Here is a 26,006-nt window from a genome sequence, read left to right on the forward strand (position 1 = left end):
TGTTATTTCAAAGGGGGAAAGGACCATTTTTTATACACGGCAAGAGATCGAATGGTAATGACAGATGCAACAGTCAACCCCATTCGGATATTGGGGGCCAAAGAAGTTTCCCGCAATAAGAGATAAATAACTCCTCCGGCAAGACAAGCGGTGGCATAAATTTCTTTTCGGAAAATAAGTGGAATACGATTGGAAAGGGTGTCTCTGATCACACCGCCAAATACAGAGGAAACCATTCCCATCAACACGGCTACAGCGGGTGATAAGCCCAGGTCGAGCGTTTTTTGCAATCCCAGAACCGTAAATAATCCGATTCCGATAGTATCAAACCAAAACATGGTTTTGGGAAGTTTGGCTATGATCGCGCGAAATACAATCGACGCGAAAACACCCATCAAAATCACAAAAATATAATTGGGGTCTTTCATCCAGCCCACCGGGGTGCTTCCGATCAGCAAATCCCGCAATGTGCCTCCGCCTACGGCTGTCACAAAGGCAATTACCGCTGCACCAAATATGTCCATCCGACTCTCCCGGGCCGCATTCACGCCACTGATCGCAAACACAAAAGTTCCCACAAGGTCGGCTGCGTAAATCACATTCATGCGCTAATTGTTATCAATAAGTACCTGAAGACTGAAATTTACAATTTCACCCATCGATTTACAGGAGAGGAATCGATTGTCCTTGTAATGTTCTGCAAGCTCTTCTTTGAGTTGACTTACATATTCGGGACGCGACAACCGCGAATAAACCATATACTTCATCAGGTCCTTGATCTGCTGGGTGGAATATCTGATCCGACTTGCGATCATCGCCCGCTCTTCCTTCTGATACTGTCTGACTGTCGTCGGATTCATGTGCTTTAGCCCAACATCAATGATGGCCATGTTCTGCTTGAAATACTGCGGCATATAAATGCTTTTCCTGGGCTCATACGACTGCTGGTCAAAGTCAATCGCCCTGATCCGGTAGTGGACATCTTCAAAGTCAGGCATAATCTCCACTACATAGTTGCTGGAATGCATGTCTCCCAGCAGCCGGACAAAACATCTTTCATTAAATTTGACAAACTCTTTGGCTAGCCGGATTTCATTGGCAACTTTACCCTGAAGCAAATACTGTGTGATAAATTCCTGCCCCGGAATCCCCGCGATATGTTCCTCAATCAAGGTATCCTGATCCAATACATAACTGATCCGGTTGGGGGACAACAAGTGCTCCAGTTCCAGCCCGTATATACGTGAAGCGTCAGCAGTTTTTATGTAAAAATAGTCGAAGTTGTCGTTGATTTTGTTGACGATACGCACGCGAAAAGGCTGCGAATTTCCATATAGACAAAGGTCTATTCTGTCTACATACAGGTGCTCCATGACAGATAAATCTCCGTTTGCCTTCAGGATTGCATAGATCTCTTTCAAAGCCAGATTGATATGCTTCAAATCGTCCTGAGCGTACATCATCGACAGCCAATGTGTATCGTTTCCAAACTTGTCATACAGGGTTACCCCTTCGCTGGAGCGAAGCAAATCGGAATATAAAATCGGAAGCCTCATATCCCTTCCGTAGTTCCTGAGGTATCTCCGCAACCCGTTATCCACGGGATAGGAAATCTTTTTTTCAACAATTCGAGCCATGGGATTAAGTTACAATCTCAGGCGAAGGAATCAAAAGTTGAATAAGGATTCCGAGAATTTTGCTTTACTTTGGGTCTGATATTTTTGTTAATTGGGTAATTGTACAGGGTATGTGATTTTTGGGGATTCTGGCACTAGATTTGAGACGGAATTAGCATTTGATCCAACCCAGCAGAGACACACCCATCATCTCGTACGCTTCAAGCTAAGTATCCAATGACGTTAGGATCCAAAAGCCGTTCTCTTTCCCTCCTGTTAATAATCGGTATTTTCTGTTTTTCTGCAGGAATAGCTCAGCCTATGGCAAAGGTTGAAAAAATACCTGAGTATTCTTTTATAAGAGAAGAGATCAATCAGATCGACAATTCCTATAAAGGACTGAAAAACTTCTACGACCGGTTGATGTTGCTGGAACAAGGTCGTACCCGCACAGTAAATATTGTCCATATCGGCGATTCTCATATTCAGGCTGACTGGTTTTCCGGAATGGTTCGCGCAAAACTTCAGGCTAAGTTTGGCTCCGCAGGGCGAGGACTCGTATTTCCCTATAGTGTGGCAAAAACCAACAGTCCTACCGATATCAAATCGTATAGCAACGCCCGCTGGGATGCCCGCCGCAATGTGAATACCTATGGTTCTATGCCTATCGGCATCAGCGGCATCAGCCTGAAAACTTATGACAGTAATTTTTTCCTGAAACTGGAAATCGCCAGTTACCCTGAAAAAATAGACTACCGGTTTAATAAAATCACGCTGTTTACCGACAAAGGACCGCAAAATTTTGATGTCAAAATCAACAGCCCGTCCAATACTCCCACCTACCGCCCGCCGGTTCCTACCCTTACGGCAAATCCTTCCCGCATTTCAGCCGAAACAGATGTCTATCACGAAGTGCAACCCGGGGAGTCTCTCGGGATTATTTCGGCTATGTACAAAGTGCCAATTGAAGAACTGCGAAAAAATAACCAAATAGAAGGTAGTCTGATTTATGCCGGACAGAAACTACTGGTAAAACAGACAAAAGTCCTTCGGGGAAATTCGGAACTTTCTTCCCAAAATGGAGATGATTTATTCCTGAAAGATTTGGGTGCACCCAGAGGAGAAAACTATCGCACGGGCGGCGGTCGTTTTGTAAGTACCGTCTATTTGCCCGAACCGGTCAATACCGTATATCTTCGCGGCGAAAAAAATAAAGAATCCCAGCGCGAAGCGACCATTTACGGAATGGTGCTCGAAAACTACGACCAGTCAGGGATCTTGTACCATACGATCGGCGTCAATGGCGCCCGGTTTGAGAACTATAATACGTCTACTTATTTTATGGATCAGTTGCAAATGCTGAAACCTGATCTCATTATCATTTCTCTCGGTACCAATGAAACAATCGGTGAAGGTTTTAATCGTACCGCGTTTTTCCGTCAGATGGATGAATTGGTACATACACTGGAACAGTATACACCCAACGCAGATATTTTGATTACCACGCCTCCCGATGCTATGAGAGCCAGTCGGTATGTCAACCATAATATTTCGCAGGCCCGTGATCTGATACAGGAATATATCATGGCCAATGATCTCTCCTCCTGGAATTTTTATGATGTAATGGGTGGCGAAGGTGCAATTCAGAACTGGTACAGCTCAGGTTTGGCTCAAAAAGATCATCTTCACCTGACCCGTACAGGATATGAACTTCAGGGAGTTCTCCTTTATGAGGCTTTAATGAAAGGATATGGAGCTTACAGGGCTAATAGATAATCTAAAAGAATATTTGGTCTATAATCCGGAAAAACCGCTGATGTTCAACAGTGGTGCTTTTCTGTTTATATTCCTGATTTTCCTGGGGTTTTATATCGTTCTGGCTGACCGTAAGACGCTTCGTGTTGTTTATGTTCTGGCATTTTCTCTCTTTTTCTACTACAAATCCAGTGGAATATTTTACCTCCTCCTCGTCGTCTCTACGTTGGTTGACTATACGCTGGGACTGCTGATTCATGTCTATCACCCGGGGCACAGGCATATCCGAAACCGACTCGTATTTCCCGGCGTGCGGATGAATGTGATCGATCTTTCCCTTGAGTTTACGATCACCCCGATCAAACGCCTGGGAGCATTTTATGAGTTCCTCGTGAAGGTTACCTTCCGTATCCTTAGTGTTTTTATTACGCTTCTCGACCGAATGACTAATGTGTTTATTCGCCCGGAAAGAGAATCCGCCAAACGTAAATTTTACCTCATCCTGAGTATCTGCGCGAATCTTGGCCTGCTGGGCTATTTTAAATACACCAATTTTTTCATCGATACGCTCAATACGGTCTCCGGGCTAAATCTCTCTTTTACGCATATTTTCCTTCCGGTCGGGATTTCTTTCTACACCTTCCAGACGATGAGCTATTCCATTGATATCTACCGGAAAAAACTTACGCCGGTGATCAATGTGCTGGATTTCGCCTTTTTTGTCTCCTTTTTCCCCCAACTTGTCGCCGGCCCTATTGTACGTGCTACTGATTTTATTCCTCAGATCAGGGAAAAAATTCGTGTATCACATGATGATATAGGAAAGGGATTCCTGCTGATCTGTACCGGCCTGTTTAAAAAAGCGGTGATCTCGGATTATATCAGCATCAACTTCGTTGACCGGGTATTTGAAGATCCTTCGCTTTACTCTGGGTTTGAAAATCTGATGGGAGTATATGGTTATGCGCTTCAGATTTACTGCGACTTCTCGGGTTATTCTGATATGGCTATTGGGCTGGGACTGCTAATGGGCTTTCGCCTGCCGGTCAATTTTAATGCTCCCTATCAGTCCAACAGTGTTCAGGAGTTCTGGAGAAGATGGCATATCTCTCTTTCCACCTGGCTGCGCGATTATCTGTATATTTCTATTGGCGGAAACCGGAGAGGAAAATTCCGGACATATCTCAACCTTTTGATAACCATGGTTTTGGGCGGTCTGTGGCACGGTGCTTCATGGAAGTTTGTCTTCTGGGGATTTTTGCACGGAATTGCATTGGCTCTCGACCGCGTATCTCAGGATATCAGGGAATTTATTTCCCGAAAGTTTGTAGAGTTTATGGACTGGCTGGATGAAAGGGCTTTGCTCAATGAAAAAGGAACCGACACGACCAGCCGCCTGGGCGAAATTATCCGCCAGATTCAATGGTTTATGCAAGGCTGGATGTCGCTGGTACTAAGTGTTGCACTTCATTTGGGTGGTGTATTTTTCACTTTCCACTTTGTGTGTTTTTGCTGGGTATTTTTCCGGGCAGAATCATTCGCCATGGGCTGGGACATGATCTATCAGGTCATTTACAATTTTCAGGGACAAATTGCCTGGCAGGTATTGTTGGGATATAGGGAGGTATTTCTGCTGATGTTGCTGGGTTATATTCTTCATTTTGTACCAGATGATGTGGACCTTTTTGTAGAAAAAAGGTTTATTACCTCTCCCATACTTGTAAAATCTCTTGCATTGGCGCTGGTTATCTGGATGGTGATTCAGACTCGCTCGGCAGATATTCAGCCATTTATTTACTACCAGTTTTGATTAATCGCTGTATCATCATCGGGGCCGGCCATGCTGCTGCGCAACTTGCCCCCAGCCTCCGCCAATATGGCTGGACAGGAGAAATTATGGTTATCGGTGAAGAGCCACTCATTCCCTACAATCGCCCGCCGCTTTCCAAGGAGTTTCTTCAGGGAAAAAAGACAGAAGATCAGATGTTTATCCGCGGTGCTGCTGTTTACGAAAAATCAGACATTCAATTTCTGACCAATACCCGTGTCGAACATATAGACCGACAAAACAAATCGCTGCGCCTTCATAACGGAGAAACTCTCGCTTATTCCAAACTCGCCATCACAACTGGTGCTTCTGTGCGAAAACTTCCTGTTCCCGGCGCGACTTTACCCGGCGTATTTTACCTTCGAAATCTCCATGATTCTTCTGCCATCCGCTCTGCCGCAAAACCCGGAGGGGTAGCCGTTGTCATAGGTGGAGGGTATATCGGACTGGAAACAGCCGCTTCACTTTCTGCTTTGGGCATGAAAGTAAAGCTCTTAGAAACCGCAGACCGTTTACTTTCCCGTGTAACCCATCCGATCGTTTCTCAGTTTTATACCCGCATTCATCAGGAAGAAGGGGTTGAAATTCTCACCAGCGAAAAATTGGTGCAGATAGAAAAAACCGGAAAATCCCTTCAAACCAAAACAGAAAGCGGGACGGAAACAACCTGCGATCTGGTTGTAGCCGGCATAGGGGTGGAGCCTGAAACAAACCTCGCCAAAAGCTGTGGGCTTGAAGTGGAAGATGGTATAGTGGTGGATGAATACAGCCAAACCAGTGATCCGGACATCGTGGCGGCAGGAGACTGTACCTGGTTTCCCAGCCAGCTGTATGGATACAAAACACGGCTCGAATCTGTGCCCCATGCCACTGACCAGGCCAAATCAGCTGCCGCTACAATCTGTGGGCAGCAGCATCGCTACGAGGCCCTTCCGTGGTTTTGGTCCGAACAATACGATGTGCGGCTGCAAATTGCCGGGCTTCATCAGGGATACGACGAAGTCGTGGTGAAAGGTGAGCCGACGGAAGGGCGGAGTTTTACCCTATGGTATCTGAAAGAAGGGAAAGTGATCGCGGCGGATTGTGTTAACCGGCCGAAGGATTTTATTGTTGCCCGGCAGTTGATTCCGATGCAACGCAGCGTAGCCCCGCATCTGCTGGCAGATGAAGCGTATGATTTGCGGGCGGAGTTAAAATAGAAAATGTACCTTAACGGATCAGGCGCTGTCCTTTGGAGAGCGTGTCGTGCCATACAACCCCTGCGGCAGAGTCAAGCAGAGACTGAGGGGAATCAACCATATTGGTATTGGCAGCAACAGGAGCCGGCGTTTGAAAAAGCGCATACAGCGTAACCACCAGCAGGCAGATGGAGACGATGAGAGTGATTATGTAGCGCAGCTTTTTCATAATAAGAGGACGACTACGAAGATTACAATCAAAAGTATTCATCCCCTACGAAAGATGACAGAGAAACTGAGCGAACGTGCATATTTACTGAATAAACGTGTCGTTTGGGTGCGTGAAAGATCAAGTGGGGGGGGGTATGATAAATGCAGAGCCAGGCAGGAATCCTTCGTATCAAATCATATAGATTTTTTTTGTACTTTTTTAAATGATGTTCTTTGGTTTTGGCAAATGGTATAAAAAAAAATTGCATATAGCTCGGCTGGTGTTTTCGTGTTTGTAAAGATGGAAATTGTGGGACTCTCTGTCATATTATTGGGCCTGGGGTAAAAATGTTATATTACTCATGTGGGGAGCATGAATCAATTTAAAACAATTTTCTACTTAAGATTTTAGCTGAATAAAATTTAACAGAAAAATTGACGGAATATGAAGCGAAAATACTAAAAAACTCATAAAATGAAACCCTCAGTCTATCTTATCTGTAACCCAGAACAGGCCCTTAATGTATGGTCGTTTGACCCAAAATGTATTTGTGATAGTATAGCGTTTGAAAAATTTGTCAACGAGTCTCATCAACCCAATCTGGTTATTGTAGTTGCCGGACTTTCGTGGGAAGGGCGAAACTACACACATCAATATGGCCTGGACCTGATCCCAAGGCTTCGGGTTGAAATGAAATTGACGTGTCCTGTCATTGTTTCCTGTTTTTCGGATCCGGAAGAACTGGGCATCTCTGACAAAGAAGGCCGATATCGTTTCTGGAAGGATCCCGCAATATCTTATGTTCCTTTGGAAGAGCTTCCCTCATTGGACTCATCGGCTATTTTAGCCCGGGCAGAAAATCCTTTGGAGGATCGGTTACTGGAAGATATTGTTCATTATCTGTATTCAAAAGAAGGTGTGGTAAAAGAAATATTTCACTGGCTGCAGAATAGGCTGCTGCAGCATCAGGAGTCTGATCCTACAGAGTATGTCGAATATACATTTCGCAAGCTCATGAGAGTATTTTCTGAAATCTATCAGGAAAGAATCTACAAGATCAAACTGGATTTGCTGAATATGCTGAAAAAACCCAATATGGAATTTTCTTCCACAGCTTCTTCTATTGCGACTGCCCTGAACCATGTGTTGAGTTTTATCCAATCCTCCTCAGAGTATAAGCGCGTAAATCGTGAGGCCGAGCCTCAAAGAACAATTGAAGTGATATATATTGATGATGAACCGGGGCTGGAATTGGTAATGAGCCGAGTCTTATCTTTCGCAAATATAAAGTGTCACTTTTTCTCTGATCCTGACGAAGCAATTCGTAAGCTCAAAGAGGATGAGGACAATCATATAAAAGTTGCCATTGTAGATTACAGGTTAAACTATCCGGATGGAAGATTAAGCAGAAAACAAGGATATCACCTTATCGAAGAAATTCTTCAACTTGATAATTATATTTCACTGGTAAGCCTTACCGGATTCGACCACCATCCTTTCAATCCGGATGTACATAAAAACCGGGTTGCAATATTTCACAAAGGATATGCACTAAGCAATCAAGCCAATCAAGAACAATTCGATTTTATTACACATATAACAAAAGAAGCAGAAAGAATTGAAAACCTGTTATTGGGGCTTCCCCGGCTGGATAATCGCAAAAAAGAGTTGTATAAAATCCACCGGAATAGCCCTGATTATGAAAGTGAGGAACGCCGTATTAATAAAGCTTCAGAAGAATTTCTCGCAAAGGTCAATGATACAGAAACCGGGAACCAGATTCCAGGTTTTGTGCACCAACAATTCAGGGGAAATCTGAACGCAAAGGAAGAAGAAGATAATCTTCAAATGTTTCGATGCAAACTTATTGGAAGGAGAATCACACTGGGGTTATTTCTCTTATTAATTGAGGATTATAATATAAACAATAAAAAGGGATTGTGGCTGACCATTTATAGCCTTTTGACTACGGGCCACAAGGAGGAAAAGGCAGATGAGAGCGGGTTGACCGATTTGTTTAATACGCATCTCAAGTTGTCAATACGGAAGGATTATCGCATCAACTCAATACAGAGTAAGGAGATTACAATTGAAGAACGCAACTGGTTGAGAGGCTTAAGAAACCGATATTAATCTTTGATAAAATGGAAAAATGTAATTGTCCCGGGAAGGTGACCGTGAAAAATATCCCTTTTCGAAGGTTGTTTTCTGAACCTCATTATTTTGAAGAGATGCAGCGAATATATGATTCTCTCCCAGCAGCAGACGAGAAAATTATACCTCGCCGTATTTCCAGCCTGGATGTGTTAGAACCGGGTATGGGAAATGTGTTTTTTGCTTATTGTGATGATTATGTGGTTGGATTTATGACTTGTTTTATCGGGAGGCCTGATAAGTACTCCAGCGCTTTAAGAGATCATTTAAAACATGATCTTTGGTTTGCTGAGGAGTTAATGTCAATTGGGCGGTTTGTGTTTCAGGACCAGATTATTATACATCAGGATTTCCAAAAGAAAGGTGTGGGGTCAGAAATCCTTTCCGAGATGGAAAAATACTATAAAAGCCAACATATTGTTTTGATTGGAGGGGTAATTCCTGAGCAAAATATCCCGACACACCAGTTTTTCAAAAAGGCAGACTACCACTTTATTGACCATTTTGTGGAAGAGTCTTCGCATAAATACTGGTGCAGGATTATTAAAATATTCAATAAAAACAGTTTCTCCCGGCAAATTAATTCTCATACCCTTCCTGAAGCTTTCAAAACCCTGATTCCGCTTCAATTGAATATGGCGACACAAAATGTAAATGCACTGATCCACCGGATGGGTGCAGAGGTGACCTGGTCGGCATTTTTTCATAAGGACGATCATATATCCCGGTACTTTGGTATCCCTCAGATATATATGGGCTATTACGCTCCCATTCTTGAAGCTCGTTCGAAGGCCGCTTTTGATGACACTCTCGCAACATTAAAAATGCTTTCCTCCTATTTTAAGAAGCTTCCTACAGAAGCGAAAGCTGCTTCCCTGACAGAGGGAATGAGAAAAAAGGGTTTTGAGTTTTTTATTATTGACCAGAAGGTTGAAGATCAGGATTTCGAATCAACATTTATTAATCCCGTGGTTTTTAATATCCGTGAGTTGAATATCAGGGAAATAAAAAACAATTATCATCTTTCAGTTGGCAGACCCCTTTCAAATTCGGAAAGAATAGAATTGCGCAGGGTGCTCAACACGATTAGCAATCAAAAGTCGAAGCCGGTTTCTGCTGGTATAAAATCATTGTGGGTAAAATGGAAAGACTTGCTTTCCATTACCGGGGAAGAAGAAAACTTACTAATTCAATTTTTTAAGGATAAAAACCAGGGGCGCACCACTGATAGATCAAAGTTGCTTTTAGAGATTGAACAACGCAGGTTGCTTTCTGAAGAGCAAAAAAGAATATGGGAAGAGTGGCTATTGATCCACCGAATGTTGTGGAAAACTGATATTAAAAATCAGGAAGAGCAGGTGAATTGGTGCCATGCCGTTGTACCCATTACTTTTTCCGGGGGACCTACACGGATCATGTTTTCCTTTATCGTAAAAAATAATCCCACAGATCCGACACTGATCGCTGATCTGGCTTATATTATATCTAATACCCTTGCAAAGAATATGTTCAATGTTATGCTGAAACTGAAAAACAGCATGCTAAAATCACAGCAGGTAAAACAGGCTGTTTCCAAAGTTCAGATTCGTAACCTGGCTCATAATATGGGGTCGCATATTCTGGCGCATTTATCCAATCCCAGGCATCTGGATCGTTTTTTTTATGATCATTCCCAGCCCATCAATATAGAAGAACTTGCAAAGTTTTTTGCCTATCTCCAGACCCGAATGGATTTTCTGGCCGATCTGGCGACATCCGACCCGGTTGTTGCAGTTTCCCGGAGACTCAATCAGGAACTAATCGCTAATTTTAATCAGGAGAAAATTATCAGAACATTTGTCAGTGGGACAAGCCTGCGATGTAAGGAATTGAAGTTTGAAAATCGAGTAAGAGGGAAAAAGGATCTGTTGGTGCAAATACCCAACGGTGATCTTGGTAACCATGCGTTCTATAATATCCTGGAGAATATTATTCGCAACAGTGCTAAACACGAAGCTGGAGCTGGCGTGAGTGAAATCCTGCTTCAGATTAAATGTGAAGCACCATCAAACTTTCCCAGACATTATAAAATCACGATTTACGATAATATCCCACGACAACATGATTCTACTTTAGCAGAAAATGATCGGCTGGTCAATAAAATTAATAGCAGATTCATTAACCGATATTTTCTGGACAACGACAATGAAATCAGACAGGATGGATGGGGGATTATGGAAATGCAGATTGCCGCAGCCTATCTGCGCAAAATTCCCACTCAGCTAATCGATGATGATGGGCGAGCTTTGCCTTTGCTGAAAGCCGTAGAGGTATATGGCGGAAAAAATAAAAAGAACTACTTTCTCGGATATGAAATTTACCTGAAAAAACCTCGGGAACTGCTTATCATGGATTGTGAAGATATGCTGATGATCAATAATAAGCAGAATCTGCAGAAGTATGGTATCCGGATTTTAGGTAAAAATGATATACACGACAAAGACAAAAATATTTATTCTCATAGTATGGCAGCCGTAATTGGCGATTATCCAGATAATAATATTACAAGAAGTAAGATATTTCCTTTGCGGAAAATTTATATCCGTTCTGGAAAAGAACTTATTTCGTTTGAGAAAAAGCTGAATGAAAATCCCGAAAAACTTATTGCTAAATGTTATAATAAATGGATTGCAGAACTACAGGTAAAAAAACAAATTAAAGATACAACCCTGACTGTGAAAATGGATGGTGGGGCGCCATTGGATCTGCCGTTATCTACAATCTCAAATAGTATATTGTTCGACCATCATTTTATGTCATATGCTCATGACAAATTTCATCCTGATGCGCTATTTTATTACGAAGGGTTTTCCACTCCTTCCCCAACAGGTATGTTGCTCTCCCATTTACATAAGGAAAGTAGAAATGTGCGAAACAGGATTTTCCTTGAGTTAAAGGAAGCCGCCCTGACTCGGGTAATTGTTCTGGATGAAAGGATTCAGAAAGAGGTCATGAACAAGCAGACGCCGGATCTTCCAATGGAAAATACCTATCTGGATGAATTGCGATGGGCAAATATTTTTATTCCACATACGGATGAAATTAATCTCTACGATGATAACACCTATTCGAGAAAAGAAACAATTACGCTCTGGCTGGAAAATAAGCTAAGTACACTTTCTCCTGATTTTTGTGTCATTCATATAGGCATACTGGAAAAAATCGTGGGTAGTTCACCTGAACAGCTGCTGGAATATTTCATAAGGCTGCAAAAAATCAACTCTAAGTCACATATTGTTCTGATTACAGGGCGGGGAAAGCCGCATTATATTCCGGAAGGCACACTTTTTCTTCACTTCTCAAATATTGCCAAATATATCCTTCAGGAAAAAAGTAAATACCATCTAACCAAAGTTTTGTTTTCCGCCAGAACAAGAAAACCCAATGATGTCTAATTCCCTATTCCTTATATTCACGATCTTCGACGATTTGATTAAAGATTATTCATCGTTGTTAAATCTGACCGACGAACCTGGGCCTAAGGCTATACTTTTTGATAAGGTATTCCAGGGCCCCGAATTTCGCCATGTGGTTTCCTGTGATATTATTTTGCTGCCTGATAATACTTCAGAGTATCCGGACATCAGTCATCTGGCATTATCTCCGCATAAAATTTATGGGGTATTACACAAAAGCAGTAAGGACCTTATCTTGCGTAAGCACTTTATTCAGACCGTTGCCGGGGAAAAACTCCAGCACCCCTTACTCATAGAACACCACAGTTCCGGACGGGTGTTTGAATTCCTCGTAGAGTTGGGAAAAGCATGGCAACGCCGCTCCCTGGAAGGGTACAATGACGCTATACGAAAGTTCACCACGCTTTTCAGCTTTGACCTTGTGAAGGAGGCTCGCTTGGAATTTCTTCACCTTACTCATACAATTGAAGGTATAGAGAGAATCCTTGGTCGAAATTTCCCCCGATCAGCTACCCGAGATGTGCTTTTCGATTTGTCACAGAACCCCATTCTGCGAAGATTGCTCTATGATCTGAAAGCCTTTTTCCACGAAGCCGAAAAAGCTGCAAAGATCAGACAACAAATGAATGATTTGATGAGATGAAAATGGTCTCATTATCTCTTAAAATATCTTATCCCGCCTTGATAGGCGGGATAATTGTTTAAATAATTACAAACAAGTATTGAGGTTCTTCTTTTGTAATTGTATAGATGCCTTTTGGGGCAGATCTATTAATCAGGACTTACAACTACAAAATATACAACCTATGTGGTATTTTACAATCTTTATTCGTTATGAAAGCACACACACCGACTCATCTCTGGTGTATCAAGTCGTTTCCAGTATCTGGGAAGGTGTCGTAACTTATCTCCCCCAAAACCATTCGGTTTCTTTTTACCCAAACGCTGTGCCCGAGCACGTAATGGCTTATCTTAAACATCGCATGCCCCGACTGTATGAGGTAAACCCCTATGGAATGGTCACAGAAATCATCAGAGTGCGACAAGACGACTCCCGATAACCCGATGGGTATTACATTGAACTCATAATGAACATAAGCCATTTACAAACAAACTAACACTCAAACTATGAAGATTTCAGCATTTAATCCTGTTCGTGATTTTGCTCACAACCTTTTCCCTTTTTCGCCACAAATTTATGCGACTACCGCCCCCCCAATGTTGATTCTCCCCAACTCAACCTACTTAATCTGCTGAAACATGGAAAAAACAACAAATAAAACACGATTTTCTCCCTTGGAGACGCTGTTTATTTCTCTTGTCCTGATTAATGGAACCATCTGCCTGATCGCTTCCGCCTATGCAGATTTTGAAATTTCCAGCCAGTTGGATAGTTGTTTCAAATCCGCAACCCGTGGTTTTCCGGTCTTCACCCTGATGATGTTATGCATTCTTTTCCTTTACATATCATTTGTATATTATGATCAATGGGAACGCTCCCACAAAGGGCACCCTATCAAACAGCTGGCCCGGATCAATCGTTGGGCAAGACTCCTCCTCACGTGTATAACGATGTTTTGCACAACAGTCTTTTCCTTTAAATCTGTTTCGGAATCTCTCGAATTGCTGTATGTGCAAAATCAAATCTATCCAGAACAGTTGTTAGCCCTGGATTCGACAGACTACGATGAAAAGTTTTTGGCTCCCGGTACCATTACTCCGCTGAAAAATATTTTCATAAATAAAAACATTGACAGCAGTAATAATGAATCGCCAAAATCGCCAAAAATTGGTAGGACCCCTGCTTCCCGCTTTGCCAAAACCGAGGTTATGATGATCCCAGGAGTTTTTATCTCTGACTATATTATCATTTTTATTTGCTCCCTCACAATCAGCTTCATCATCACCTGGATCGCGAATGAGGGGTTAAAAATGATTGGGTATCTGTTATCTGTATTGTAGATTTTTGATGACTGCACTTTACACTTAAACCTAATTTACCATGAAAAAGCTTTTGCTTGTCTTTGCCGGCATCATTCTGATTGGTGCCAATTACACCCGTATGGGACAGGTGGCTGATTCTCACCCAGCACCGATTCCTATGGAAATTTCTGTCTCCATTGGCGAAATTTATGCCAATCCCTCCCAATTCATGGGTGTCAGTGTTTCCGTTAAAGCCAGTGTGGATCAGATAGTTAATGCTATAGGCTATAGACTGTTGATAGTTAGTGACTCTACCGGAACGCTGTGGGTAACCCCACATCCGCAAAGGATTCTGTTGCCCAAAAAAGGTGATACACTCCAATTTACTGGCAAATTGAGCGAAGTGTATGTTTGGGGCAGTCAACGACTATACCGGCTGGAAGAAGAATGACTCCTCCCAGATATTCACAGTTATCTGTGGATATCCCATTTACTCATTCTCCTATTTCCTTTGTAACTTACGCGGTACAAATCTGTTTCTATGCCTTCATTTGTCCAACTCCACAATCACACCGAATTCAGCCTCCTCGATGGTGCTGCCAAAATCTCCGATATGGTCAAAAAGGCCTGCGATTGCGGCATGTCTCACGTCGGTATCACCGACCATGGCAATATGTATGGGGTGCCCAAATTTGTCCTCGAAGCTCGTAAATATGGGCTCAAACCCATCGTCGGCTGTGAGTTTTATATCACCGATGGCAATGCCCGCGAAAAAGACAAAAATGCCAAACGCTTTCACCAGATCATGTGGGCCAAAGATAAAACCGGCTACCAAAACCTGGTCAAACTCTGCTCCTTCGGCTATACCGACGGCTATTACTACAAACCCCGTATCGATAAAGAAATCCTCCGCCAACATGCCGAAGGGATCATCGCCTCTACCTGCTGCCTCGCCAGTGAGGTAAACCAAACCTATCTCAACAAAGGCGATGAAGCCGCCGAAGCTGTCCTCAAAGACTATATTGATCTCTTCGGTAAGGAAAATTATTATATCGAAATCCAGCGCCATACCCTCGCTGATATGGACAAATGCAACGAATGGCTGATCCGGATGGCGAAAAAACACGATATCCGGGTCATCGCTACCAACGATGTCCACTATGTCAATCAGGAAGATTCGGAAGCGCATGACCTTCTCCTCGCTCTTCAGACTCAGTCTGACTACAATGATCCCAACCGTTTCCGCTTTACCGACGATAAAGGCCGCCTGAATCCCCGGTTTTATTTCAAAACGCAGGACGAAATGCTGGAGCTGTTTCAGGATATCCCCGAAGCGCTCGACAATACCATCCACCTCGCCGAGCGCTGTACTTTTGAACTCAACCTCGCCGGAGATATGGTTCTCCCGCAGTACAAAGTTCCACCGCAGTATAAAGATATGGATGACTACCTCGCTGCACTTGTTTGGGAACGCGCCCCCAGGCGTTATCCCAACATGACGGCTGATATCACTGAGCGGATTGAGTTTGAGCTGAAAGTCATGAAAAAAATGGGGTACGCCGGTTACTTCCTCATTGTTCAGTCTTTCACCACAGAAGCCCGTAACCGCGGGGTTTACGTCGGTCCCGGAAGAGGTTCCGCCGCCGGTAGTGTCGTCGCGTATGTACTGGGAATCATCGATATCGATCCGCTGAAATACGACCTGCTTTTCGAACGGTTTCTCAACCCCGAACGGGTATCCCCTCCGGATATTGATATAGATTTTGATGATGAGGGTCGGCAGGAGGTGATTGATTATGTCATTGGCGAATATGGCCGGAAATCGGTAAGTCAGGTGATCACCTACGGAACCATGGGCGCCAAAACTGCGCTCCGCGACGTAGGACGTACCTTGCAGATTCCGCTCAATGAGGTCAACCGCATCGCGAAAATGGTGCCCGACCGACCCGGTATGACCTTTCGCAAAGCAATGGATCATGAGGTGAACCCCGATTTTGCCGACGAACTCTCCAAACTCTTCGAAAGCAAAGACCCGCAGATCAACAAACTCATGCGGTTTGCCCGTACCTTGGAAGGAACCGCCCGCCATACCGGCGTTCACGCCTGTGCCGTCATCATCGCTCCCGGTGATGTAACCAACTACGCCCCCGTTGCCGTAGCCAAAGATGAGTCTCTCGTCACCCAGTACGACGGCCCCATGGCTGAAATGTGCGGACTGCTGAAAATGGACTTTCTCGGTCTTCGGACTCTCTCCATTCTCAAAACAGCCATAAAGCTGGTGAAGGAAAACCATAATGTGGAAATAGACCCGGACAATATTGATCTCGAAGACCTCAAAACCTATGAACTGTATCAGCGTGGTGATACCGTGGCGACCTTCCAGTTTGAGTCCGACGGTATGCGCAAATACCTCCGCCAGCTGAAACCCACCAATATAGAGGACCTGATCGCGATGAACGCCCTCTATCGCCCGGGGCCGATGGATAATATTCCTTCATTTATCAACCGTAAACATGGACGGGAGAAACTGGAATACCCTCATGAAATGTTAGCGCCCATCCTCAAAAATACCTACGGCATCATGGTATATCAGGAACAGATCATGCAGGTGGCCCGAACGATGGGCGGCTATACCATGGGTGGTGCTGACCTTCTTCGCCGTGCGATGGGAAAGAAGAAGATCGAGATCATGGAGAAAGAAAGGGCCCACTTTGTAAAGGGGGCAGAAGAAAATGGCGTAGATAAGAAGGTTGCCGGTGAAGTATTTGCCCTGATGGAAAAATTTGCCTCCTACGGTTTCAACAAATCACACGCGGCAGCTTATTCTATTCTGGCATTTAAAACAGCATATATCAAAGCGCACTACCCGGCAGAGTATATGGCTGCCGTACTGACTCACAATGTCAGCGATATCAAAAAGATCACCTTCTTCATCGAAGAATGCCGCCGCATGGGTATCGAGGTTTTGCCGCCGGATATCAACGAGTCGCAGAGTCTGTTCTCGGTCAATAAAAATGGACAGATTCGTTTTGGTCTGGAGGCTATCAAAGGGGTAGGGCATGCCGTTGTCGCTGAACTGATTGCCCAGCGCAACAAAGATGGTCGTTTTACCTCCCTGTTTGACCTTACCACCCGCATGCCGCTCCGTACGCTCAACAAAAAAGTCCTGGAATCGTTGGCCTATGCCGGTGCTATGGATGGTTTTGGGGTAGAAAGATATCAGTATTTCCTCGCAGCTTCTCCCCGTGAAGAAGTCAATGTGCTGGAAAAAGCGCTGAGTTATGGCAGCAAAGTACAACAGGAACGACTCTCTCCACAGGTCAGCCTTTTTGGAGATATCAGTGGAGGTGATTCTTCTCAGGCCGAACCCGCCATTCCCGGAGGTACGATGCAGGATGGCCGGATCGCAGAGGCATGGACAGAACTCGAAAAACTCAATTACGAAAAGGATGTCATCGGCTTTTTCCTTTCCGGCCACCCGCTCGACCGCTTTAAATGGCAGATTGAAGCATTTACAACGGTGACACTCTCAGAACTGGAAGAAAAGAAACCTCGCGATGTGCGGATTGCCGGGATTGTGACCAGTGTCCGGGAAAGAGTCTCAAAACGGGGAAATAAGTTCCTCTCCTTTTCCATTGAAGATTTTTCAGACTCGTATGAAATTGCCCTTTTTGGCGATCAGTATGAAAAATTCCGCGGCCTGATACGGCAGGATGAAATGATTTTTATCTCAGGAACCTTCCAGGCCAAAAAATTTGACCCTACCGACTATGAGCTTCGCATCCTCGATATTCGCCTGATGAATGATGAGTTGTTTGATAAAATGGTGCGCCACCTATGTATTGAAATCAGCAATGAAGAGCTCGATGATGAACTGTTGAAACAACTGGAAAGTCTGTTTAGCCTGCATAGAGGTAGAAAAGATCTGAAGTTTCGGGTCGTAGATCACAGTATGCCCGCCGATATTTCCATGGTTTGTTCAGACTGGCAGGTTGATCCCAACAATAAACTTGTCCGGGAATTGAGGGAAATGGGGCTGAAATATACGTTAATCTGATGCGCGGGATTCTTACCGGTCATGCAGGAATATTTCCATTTAGGTAGTATTCCTGACCGGTCAAAGCAAAGGGTATATCCAGGCCGTAGTTATTGCGTTTCTTTGAATATCAAATCAAACGACACCCACGACTAGAACCAATAACAGATCAGACAATGAAAAACTTTTCAATCCTTCTTCTCCTTGCTTTGGCTGTATTTACAATGAACGTAAGCGCACATAACACAACTGGTAATGAGCCGGCATCACAGACAGAGACGATGGTATATGAAAATGTGTATTTCAATATTGACCTGGTCGTTTACTCCGAAATTGAGGCTGGTACAAAAAGCATGAAGTACGAATTTGTCGTGTACCCTGGTGGGGATCCCCGCGAAATCTCCATGACTTTCAGCCGTGAAGGGGAAGAAATTCTGGAAGATGGCAAAGTAGTTGTCAGCGGTAATGTAGCCGATCTGATTTCCAACACTCCTCAGGCTTTCCAGGAAAATGGTCGCGGTGAGATTGAATCTGTAGATGCAGGATTTGAATTCAATGGCAATGCGTGTAACCTCACCACTGGCGATTACGAGCAAGCTCAGATTTTGACCATCACTTACCAGCAAAAATCCATTCTGCCCTAAACAGAATAAAGAATCAAAGGAACAGGAATAATTTTTTCATATTTGCGAGAAGCCCCTTTCCACCAGGAAAGGGGCTTTTTATTAATACTCATCAAAGTGGTTCTTTTATTTCACAGTTTCTGCTCCCGCAACAGGCCTTCCTCTCCACCAGGTAGCCAGAATCGAACCCGAAATATTCATAAATGGACCAAATACAGCCGGAGCAAGCCCCATCGTAGCGACCTTGCCCATTCCTACAGCAATACCTGAAGCGAGGCCGCCATTCTGCATACCTACTTCGATAGCAATCGTCCGGCATGACTGTTCGTCCATCCCTGCCAGTCTGCTTGTCCAATAGCCCAACAGATAACCAAAGGTATTGTGAACAATAACCAGGAGTACCAAGGTAATACCAATACTCAGGAGAGAATCTCTTCCCAGTGCGGTAATGATTGTAATCACAGCCCCAATTCCCGCCATCGAGGCGATCGGAAGGCTTTTGTCCAACCATTTAAATTTGCCGTGGAAAAAGTGATTGAAAATCAGCCCGGCAATCGTAGGGATAAATACGATTTTCATAATGTCCAACAGCATCGCCCAAAAGCTCACGTCAACCAACTGGTCTGCCAGTAATTTCATCATAATGGGTGTCATAACGGGTGCTACCAGGGTTGCTACCATCGTGATCGTTACTGAAAGCGGGAGGTTGGCGCCGGCGATGTAGTTCATAACATTGGAAGCCAGACCGCTGGGCGCACACCCGATCAGAATAATTCCTGCTGCAATCTCTGGCGGGAAACCTGATAATTTAGCCAGGCCATACCCGAGAAAAGGCATAATCGTAAACTGACATAAAAGCCCGATAATCACCCCTTTGGGCATTAAAATCACACCCATAAAATCTTTAAAACTCATGCTGGTTCCCATCCCAAACATGATCACCATCAGTATGGGTACGATGAGGGTTTTGGTCTGAAAGGTACCGACCGCTGTAAAAAGACTGGGGTAAAACATGGCTGCCGTCACTGCCATAAATATGACCATGGTGAAGGAATAACCTTTTAGTTTTTCCTCCTGATTCATACCTATTGCAAGGCAGAGAAACATAAGGATTAAAAACGGACCTGTAGCCGGCAACCCGGCAACAAACCCCGCGATAAGGGCTATTGCCAGACATACCGCAGATGCGAGGAAAAAAGTAGTAGATAGCTTTTTCATGTAAGGATAAGGATTAACCTGTGAAACAATCAATTCTCTGTGGAATATAGAGAAGAATTTCACAAAGGCCAACCTGTACCGTGGTCATTCTGCTTCTGCAATCGTTATCCATCGGTTGCCGACATTCATGGGCGCCCGCAAAACGACCTTGATAATGCCAGACTCATGATACTTTTTCAACTGATCTTCGGTAAGTGTGAGGGCCGCATTTCCTGCTTTTACGGGTACTGTAGTAGCCGTTATATATTCGTCTTCTCCTCCGGCAGCAAAATGGTTGGTAAATGCCAGCCGTACTTCTGCGTCTCCTCTTTCGTTTACCACGGCCCAGTTTACAAGCAGATGATTTTCATCCAGTTTTGCACGAAGGGTATGGAAGGAAATGTCTCCGGTAAATGGTATTCCATCCATTTCATCTGCTACTTCCTGTGGTGGCGTGATTCCCAGATGTCGCAACAGCGAAACGCCAATATCCATGATGGCGGGCTCGGTCTGCTGAAATTTCTTATTTAAATTTTGGCTATTGGTGGTGATCCAGGTCGTTCGCTCCCGGTCGCTCTGGCCACCGTGGTCGTGCCCGGTCGCATCGCGTCCGTGATCGGTAGTCACGACGATCATCCAGTCTTCGCCCATCGCCTGTCTTTTTTTGACCGCTTCCCATATTTTTTCTATCTGTGTATCCGCTGTTTTTATGGCATCGTAAAATTGTTCGCTATCGCCAAATGAATGGCCCATATCATCGGTATATTCGAGGTACACCCAGCTCAGATCAGGCGCATGGGTGGCGATATACTGCGCGGCTTCTGTGGAGACCAGTTCGTCTATCGCGAGTATATAGTCTGACCCGTTGTTGTGGGGAAACCGCACAGTATCTTTTTCAAATCCGTCAAAAGCATAATCAATCCTGAAATCTCCTGCTTCCGGATTTCCTTCTCCTATCAGTATCGTGCGGTTGTCTAGCCAGGTGGAAAATACGGCCGTAGTAAGTTCGGGCTTTACGGTTTCCACTGTGCGAAACACGTTCCAGTAATGGTAATTGGGCGAAAGACTGTCATTGCCCCAAACATTGTGTTTATGAGCCCAGGTGGCGGTAATGAGGCTCATATACCCGGGAGCGGAAATGGTTGGGGTTTCGTTGTATTCACCAGGCTCTCCACCCACATAAGCGCGGGTGTATCCTCCTGCTTTAGATATGTTGTCTAAAGCAGGAGTACTTACCTTTTCAATTACATCGGCCGGGATTCCATCTACAATAATAAAAACAGCCTTTTTGGGTGCAGGTTTTTCGCAGCTCATCGCCAGGCCTGCGATCAAAATCAGATAAAAATAAATTTCCTTCATATAAAAAATTATAAATATTACCTCTTTGATCCTCTCTGCGCTTGCAGATGCCCGACGCCTGGTTGCCTTTGCAGATGGTTGCATTGAAGTAAAAATCTCCTTTACTTCTCTATTTGTCCCACCAAACGCGCGAATTAATATTGTCACCGCCAATCCGCTGTGAGGCAGTGTTGTAATTGGAACCGTTGACAGATTGCTCCAGGCTGGGATACATCAGTCGCACAGGGATCTTGTTGCCATTCAGGTTGCCGGGGCCAGGCTGTAAGAAGGCAGGTTTGCCAGTTCTTTTCCAATCAAACCATGCCTCTACGCTAGTGTGATATAAGGCCAGCCATTTTTGTTCAAATATACGGTCCGTATTCCCTGCCTCATAAGGCACTACGGTGGTCAGAAAATCTGCCGACATTTCTACATTCCACTGTGCGAAGGAAGCCTGCACCCCTGCTTCGTAGTAGTTTTGAGCATTTCCGCTGATGAGCCCGGTTTCAGCAGCTTCAGCCAGAATAAAATTCAATTCGCTATAAGTCATAAATATTCCGCTGATTTTTGCCGGTTCGCTAAAATAGGAGGTGTCTTTAGACGAAAAATCGCCGGGTCTGCCTATGTCGCCCAAAACCTGCCCGGGCGCAACACCAAGGTATTCGAGCGAACCATCATCATTTACTTTATACCCCAGCCATTCGTGAATGCGGGGATCATTATTGGCCAAAAGCAGATCTACGAAGTGATTGGTTGGCATAGCAATAAAATACTCGTACTCCCGGCCTCTGCCTGAAGAGTAGGGGGAAAGATCGGGGGTAGACCCTGCATAATAGTAGATCGCATCATCTCCGGTACTTTCAAAAACCGGGTAGGTCGCCGGATTGTCCACCATTTGCTGTAAGGTGCTGGAGATATCTTTTACGTTGGAGATGCGCATAAGAAGTCTGACGGTTAGTGAATTGGCAAACTTCTTCCATTTGTTCATATTACCCTGAAACAGAATGTCTCCAGAAATGGTACCCGACGGATCTATGAGGGTATTGGCTTTTTCCAGACTGCTAAGAATGCCCTCGTAAATCGATTCCTGGGTATCATAAGCCGGGGAAATAATGCCTTCCGCCGCCCGGTTGGCCTGTGTGTAAGGCACGTCTCCATAAGCATCGGTGAGTATGCTGAAACAATACGCTTCAAGAATCAATGCAACGGCCTCATAGTTGGGAAGCGCATTTTTTACCCCAAAAGCTTTGATATCGCTGATGTCCTGAAGGTAATCGTACATGCCCCAAAAGCGGCCATCGCTTGTCCAGCGATAAATATCGATATCGTTGTATTCGTAGTTTGCAGTGTACTGAGCGACAACGTCGCCAAATCCGTAACTTTGATTGACGCTCATATCTGCCAGATTAAAAATTACGGTTGGCAGCAACAAATCTCCTGAAACTTCGACTGCTTCATTGGGATTTGTGTTTATTTCTTCGAAATGATTGGTACAGGCATAACTTGTCAATACCAAAATCAACAGAGATAATATTTTTTTCATTGTGCCTGATATTAAAGGGTAAGGTTGATTTTAAAGCCGTATGACCGTGTGGAGGGAAGCTGTGTGACTTCAAAACCCGGTACCAGCGTTCCGCCATTGAGGGCCTGTGCTTCCGGGTCGATATAAGGCACATCAGTCCATAAGAAAAGATTATTCCCCACTGCTGCGATAGACAATCCTTTGATTCCGGCTTTGGATAAAAATGACACAGGTAGCGAGTAGCTGAGGTTTATTTCCCGAAGTTTTACATAGGATGCGTCAAAGCTGTTGGCTTCAGCATTCTCTCTGGGGTAAATGCCGCCATAGTAAAAATCTTCCGCCGAAACCAGGGTAGTATTGGGGCTGTAACTGCCATCCGGATTTTGAACAACACCTTCTCCAATAATGCCATCTTCCCGGCCTGCAAGGGTAATAGGGAGAATGCCGCTTTCTGTTCCGATGGCATGGGTATAGGAGTAAATAATACCGCCTTTTCTGAAGTCAAACAGTGCATAAAGATTTAATCCTTTAAAGCGAATGCCTGAAGAAAGACCCAACATCCAGTCGGGATTGTAGTTGCCTACATTCGCCCGGTCGCCAAGAAGCGGTAATCCATTTTCGTTATATACAATTTCGCCCTTATCTGATCTCACATAGGTATTTCCGTAAATGTCGCCCATTCTGCCGCCCGGTCTCGCTTCGACTGTTACGCCATCCGGACCTTCTCCGATGATATACGATTCCAAATCTTTGTAAAGTTCGATGACTTTGCCGCGGTTACGGGTAAAATTGGCGTTGATATTCCATTCGAAGTTTTTTGTTTTTACCGGCACTACGCCCAACACAAGCTCGACGCCTGCATTTTCAATTCGTCCTGCATTGGCAAATATGGACTGATACCCTGCCGACTGCGAAATCGCAAAAGATATGATCTGGTTGGTACTAATGGTTTTATAGACACTGAGATCCACTCTTACTCTTCTTTTGAGGAGATAACTTTCTATCCCGAATTCATAAGAATCGGTTTGTTCGGGTTTCAGATCTGCTACGGGCAGTTGGTTGGGGTTTGTAACGCTATTGGGCAAAGTGGCAAACCGGTAGGTTTTTGACAGTAAAAACGGGTCTGTGTCTTTTCCTACCCGGGCAATGTTAAACCTTGCTTTCAAAAAATCTACGGTATTTCCCATATTCAGTATTTCGGAGGGAATCACACTGAGGGAAACCGATGGGTAGAAATAGGAGTTTTCTCCGGTCGGCAGAGTAGAAGACCAGTCGTTTCTGCCGGTAATGTCCATATATACAAAATCTTTATAGCCGAAGTTGGCAAATCCGTAAAAGCTATTTACCCGCTTTCTTCCGTCATACCGGTAAAGACTCGGCGTAACATTGATATTTCCGAGCGAATAAATTCCCGGTATAGCCAGTCCTTGTCCTTCGATCAGGCTTTCGGAAGTGCTCTGGTCAAGTCTGTTTCCTCCCACAGAAACTCTGGTACTAAAGTCCCCCAAAGTCTTTTCATAGCTAAGCAGAAAATCTGCATTTACTTCGCGGTATCCGATGGTCTGCTCCCTGTACATCCCGTTGCGGTGATAAACCGATCCCATAGGCCTTCTCGACTGGCGGAAATCGTTGGAATAATCCGTTCCTATCCGCAGCATCAGCGACAACTCCGGGGTGAGATTGTAAACCGAAGATATTTTTCCGAAGAGCCGGTCTTTATTAAATCCGTTGATATGCTCATTGGCAATCAGGTAGGGATTGTCGGCCCATGTGAAAATATTCCGCTGTACCCTGTCTTTTTCCAGCCAATAGTCTTTCAGCCAGTTCATATCCACATTGGTGTAGTTCCACAGCAGTGCGTACATCAGTCCCTGACCGCCATATCCCGCTACCGGGAGATTGTCGCTTTTGCTTTTAATATAGGTAGAACTGACATTGATCTTCCAGTTTTCATTGGGGCTATAGCTGGTATTCAGGCTAAAATTGTCGCGGGTGAGATCGGTATTGGGTACGATGCCGGTATTATAGGAATTGGCGTAAGCCAGTTTGAAGCTTCCCTTATCACTGCCTCCGTTTACAGATACCTGATTATTGGTCGAAACACCTGTCTGGAAAAAGTCTTCCAGCCTGTAGCGGTAACTGAAATTTTCGGCCTGGCTATTGTCATATCCAGGGCTTCCGTCTTGCACCACAGAAAGTCCCTGATTTAGGGAAGGGCCAAAATTTGTCCCGAAATCTGCATAGTACTCCAACCCCCAGCCGCCACCGTACTGGTTTTGTACTTCAGGAAGTACCAGTGGGCTGCTAAACATCGTGGAGGAGCTAATGCTCACCCCCAGTCCCTTCTGGTTTTTGCCAGATTTGGTGGTAATGACGATCACGCCATTGGCAGCACGGGAGCCGTAAAGGGCGGAAGCTGCGGCGCCTTTCAGCACGCTGATGGATTCAATATCGTCGGGATTGATTTCGGCGGCGCCATTGCCGTAGTCGGTGGGGAGATTTGCCTGATCGGTATTGCCGCCGCCGATGCCGTAAATGGAGTTGTTGACGGGGACGCCATCTACGATAAACAACGGGGAGTTGTTGTTGATATTGAGCGAGTTTTCACCGCGTATTACTACCCTCGCCGAACTGGCGAGGCCGTTGTTGGCTCCGGTAACCTGTACGCCGGCAAGTTTTCCGGAGAGGTTGTTGATCAGGTTGGTAGAGCGTGTCTGGGTGATATTTTCGGATGAAATACTTTGTACTGCATATCCCAGTGCTTTTTTATCTCTTTCGATTCCCAGTGCTGTGATCAATACTTCTTCGGCATTGGCCGTATTCTCGGAAAGAATGATATTCAGCACAGTTTGAGCTCCAATCGCCACTTTTTGAGGTTCGTAACCGATATATGAGACAAAAAGTGTATCGCCTTTTTGGGCGGAAATTTGAAATGCACCGTTCTCATCCGAAAGTGCGCCATTGGAAGTATTTTGTACCAGAATGGTCGCACCTGTGAGCGGTTGACCGTCTGGATCAGATACTTTTCCGGAAATGTTCATTTGCCCAAAAACAGGCAACGCCCATGCGCCCAACAGGCAGATGACTCCTAACGGCTTTAGCGCAGGAAAGGCGGATTTCATGAAAGAAAAAATTCTATTCATATAATTCGGGTTAAGATTTGAAACAAA

General features: G+C 44.6%; 17 protein-coding genes and 1 pseudogene. 11 read left to right on the forward strand and 7 right to left on the reverse strand.

Features of this window, described 5'->3' with window-relative positions:
• Nucleotides 1–2 precede the first annotated feature (2 nt).
• Together R3D00_10515 and R3D00_10520 are read right to left on the reverse strand one after the other, a co-directional pair.
• Complete coding sequence (locus R3D00_10515) at nt 3–605, reverse strand: trimeric intracellular cation channel family protein (protein MEZ4773604.1); 603 nt, start codon at nt 603–605, stop codon at nt 3–5.
• Nucleotides 606–608: 3 nt separating this feature from the next.
• A complete protein-coding gene (locus R3D00_10520; protein ID MEZ4773605.1) occupies nt 609–1,637 on the reverse strand; it encodes a hypothetical protein in 1,029 nt (342 codons plus the stop codon).
• 300 nt (nt 1,638–1,937) lie between these two features.
• Between R3D00_10520 and R3D00_10525 the strand changes: the two genes are divergently transcribed.
• The 3 genes and pseudogenes from R3D00_10525 to R3D00_10535 all read left to right on the forward strand — a co-directional run bounded on the left by R3D00_10525 (nt 1,938) and on the right by R3D00_10535 (nt 6,398).
• A complete protein-coding gene (locus R3D00_10525; protein MEZ4773606.1) occupies nt 1,938–3,392 on the forward strand; it encodes a GDSL-type esterase/lipase family protein in 1,455 nt (484 codons plus the stop codon).
• Nucleotides 3,367–4,662 (forward strand): annotated as a pseudogene (locus R3D00_10530) (MBOAT family O-acyltransferase). Before R3D00_10525 ends, R3D00_10530 begins: the two are co-directional and overlap by 26 nt.
• Before the next feature lie 518 nt (nt 4,663–5,180).
• Nucleotides 5,181–6,398 carry an FAD-dependent oxidoreductase gene (locus R3D00_10535; protein ID MEZ4773607.1) on the forward strand — a complete coding sequence of 406 codons (1,218 nt, stop codon included), beginning with the start codon at nt 5,181–5,183 and terminating at the stop codon, nt 6,396–6,398.
• Nucleotides 6,399–6,408: 10 nt separating this feature from the next.
• On the opposite strand, the gene R3D00_10540 is transcribed toward R3D00_10535, so the two are convergent.
• On the reverse strand, nt 6,409–6,606 hold the full coding sequence (locus tag R3D00_10540) for a hypothetical protein (GenBank protein ID MEZ4773608.1): 198 nt from the start codon (nt 6,604–6,606) through the stop codon (nt 6,409–6,411).
• A 456-nt stretch (nt 6,607–7,062) separates the two neighbouring features.
• Between R3D00_10540 and R3D00_10545 the strand changes: the two genes are divergently transcribed.
• From R3D00_10545 to R3D00_10580, 8 genes are all read left to right on the forward strand, one after another.
• Nucleotides 7,063–8,721 (forward strand): hypothetical protein, encoded by a 1,659-nt coding sequence (locus tag R3D00_10545; GenBank protein MEZ4773609.1) that lies wholly within the window; start codon nt 7,063–7,065, stop codon nt 8,719–8,721.
• An 11-nt stretch (nt 8,722–8,732) separates the two neighbouring features.
• Complete coding sequence (locus tag R3D00_10550; GenBank protein MEZ4773610.1) at nt 8,733–12,176, forward strand: GNAT family N-acetyltransferase; 3,444 nt, start codon at nt 8,733–8,735, stop codon at nt 12,174–12,176.
• A complete protein-coding gene (locus R3D00_10555) occupies nt 12,169–12,840 on the forward strand; it encodes a hypothetical protein (GenBank protein ID MEZ4773611.1) in 672 nt (223 codons plus the stop codon). Before R3D00_10550 ends, R3D00_10555 begins: the two co-directional genes overlap by 8 nt.
• Nucleotides 12,841–13,003: 163 nt before the next feature.
• Nucleotides 13,004–13,258 (forward strand): hypothetical protein, encoded by a 255-nt coding sequence (locus R3D00_10560; GenBank protein MEZ4773612.1) that lies wholly within the window; start codon nt 13,004–13,006, stop codon nt 13,256–13,258.
• Nucleotides 13,259–13,457: 199 nt separating this feature from the next.
• Nucleotides 13,458–14,159 carry a hypothetical protein gene (locus R3D00_10565; protein ID MEZ4773613.1) on the forward strand — a complete coding sequence of 234 codons (702 nt, stop codon included), beginning with the start codon at nt 13,458–13,460 and terminating at the stop codon, nt 14,157–14,159.
• 40 nt (nt 14,160–14,199) lie between these two features.
• Entirely contained in the window at nt 14,200–14,571 is a 372-nt protein-coding gene (locus R3D00_10570) for a hypothetical protein (protein MEZ4773614.1), read from the forward strand.
• A 90-nt stretch (nt 14,572–14,661) separates the two neighbouring features.
• Nucleotides 14,662–18,177 carry a DNA polymerase III subunit alpha gene (gene dnaE, locus R3D00_10575; protein ID MEZ4773615.1) on the forward strand — a complete coding sequence of 1,172 codons (3,516 nt, stop codon included), beginning with the start codon at nt 14,662–14,664 and terminating at the stop codon, nt 18,175–18,177.
• A 155-nt stretch (nt 18,178–18,332) separates the two neighbouring features.
• Nucleotides 18,333–18,800 (forward strand): hypothetical protein, encoded by a 468-nt coding sequence (locus tag R3D00_10580; GenBank protein ID MEZ4773616.1) that lies wholly within the window; start codon nt 18,333–18,335, stop codon nt 18,798–18,800.
• Nucleotides 18,801–18,905: 105 nt separating this feature from the next.
• Here the strand turns inward: R3D00_10580 and R3D00_10585 are convergent, their stop codons facing one another.
• From R3D00_10585 to R3D00_10600, 4 genes are all read right to left on the reverse strand, one after another.
• Nucleotides 18,906–19,997: a bile acid:sodium symporter family protein gene (locus tag R3D00_10585; GenBank protein ID MEZ4773617.1), complete on the reverse strand. Its 1,092-nt coding sequence runs from the start codon at nt 19,995–19,997 to the stop codon at nt 18,906–18,908.
• 84 nt (nt 19,998–20,081) lie between these two features.
• The gene (locus R3D00_10590) at nt 20,082–21,335 is read right to left on the reverse strand and encodes an alkaline phosphatase family protein (GenBank protein MEZ4773618.1); all 1,254 of its coding nucleotides are present in this window, start codon (nt 21,333–21,335) and stop codon (nt 20,082–20,084) included.
• Nucleotides 21,336–21,444: 109 nt separating this feature from the next.
• The gene (locus tag R3D00_10595) at nt 21,445–22,857 is read right to left on the reverse strand and encodes a SusD/RagB family nutrient-binding outer membrane lipoprotein (protein ID MEZ4773619.1); all 1,413 of its coding nucleotides are present in this window, start codon (nt 22,855–22,857) and stop codon (nt 21,445–21,447) included.
• Between the two features lie 11 nt (nt 22,858–22,868).
• Entirely contained in the window at nt 22,869–25,958 is a 3,090-nt protein-coding gene (locus R3D00_10600; protein MEZ4773620.1) for a SusC/RagA family TonB-linked outer membrane protein, read from the reverse strand.
• Between the last annotated feature and the right edge of the window lie 48 nt (nt 25,959–26,006).

It is taken from the genome of Bacteroidia bacterium (assembly GCA_041391665.1).
In the GTDB taxonomy this organism is placed as follows: domain Bacteria; phylum Bacteroidota; class Bacteroidia; order J057; family J057; genus JAGQVA01.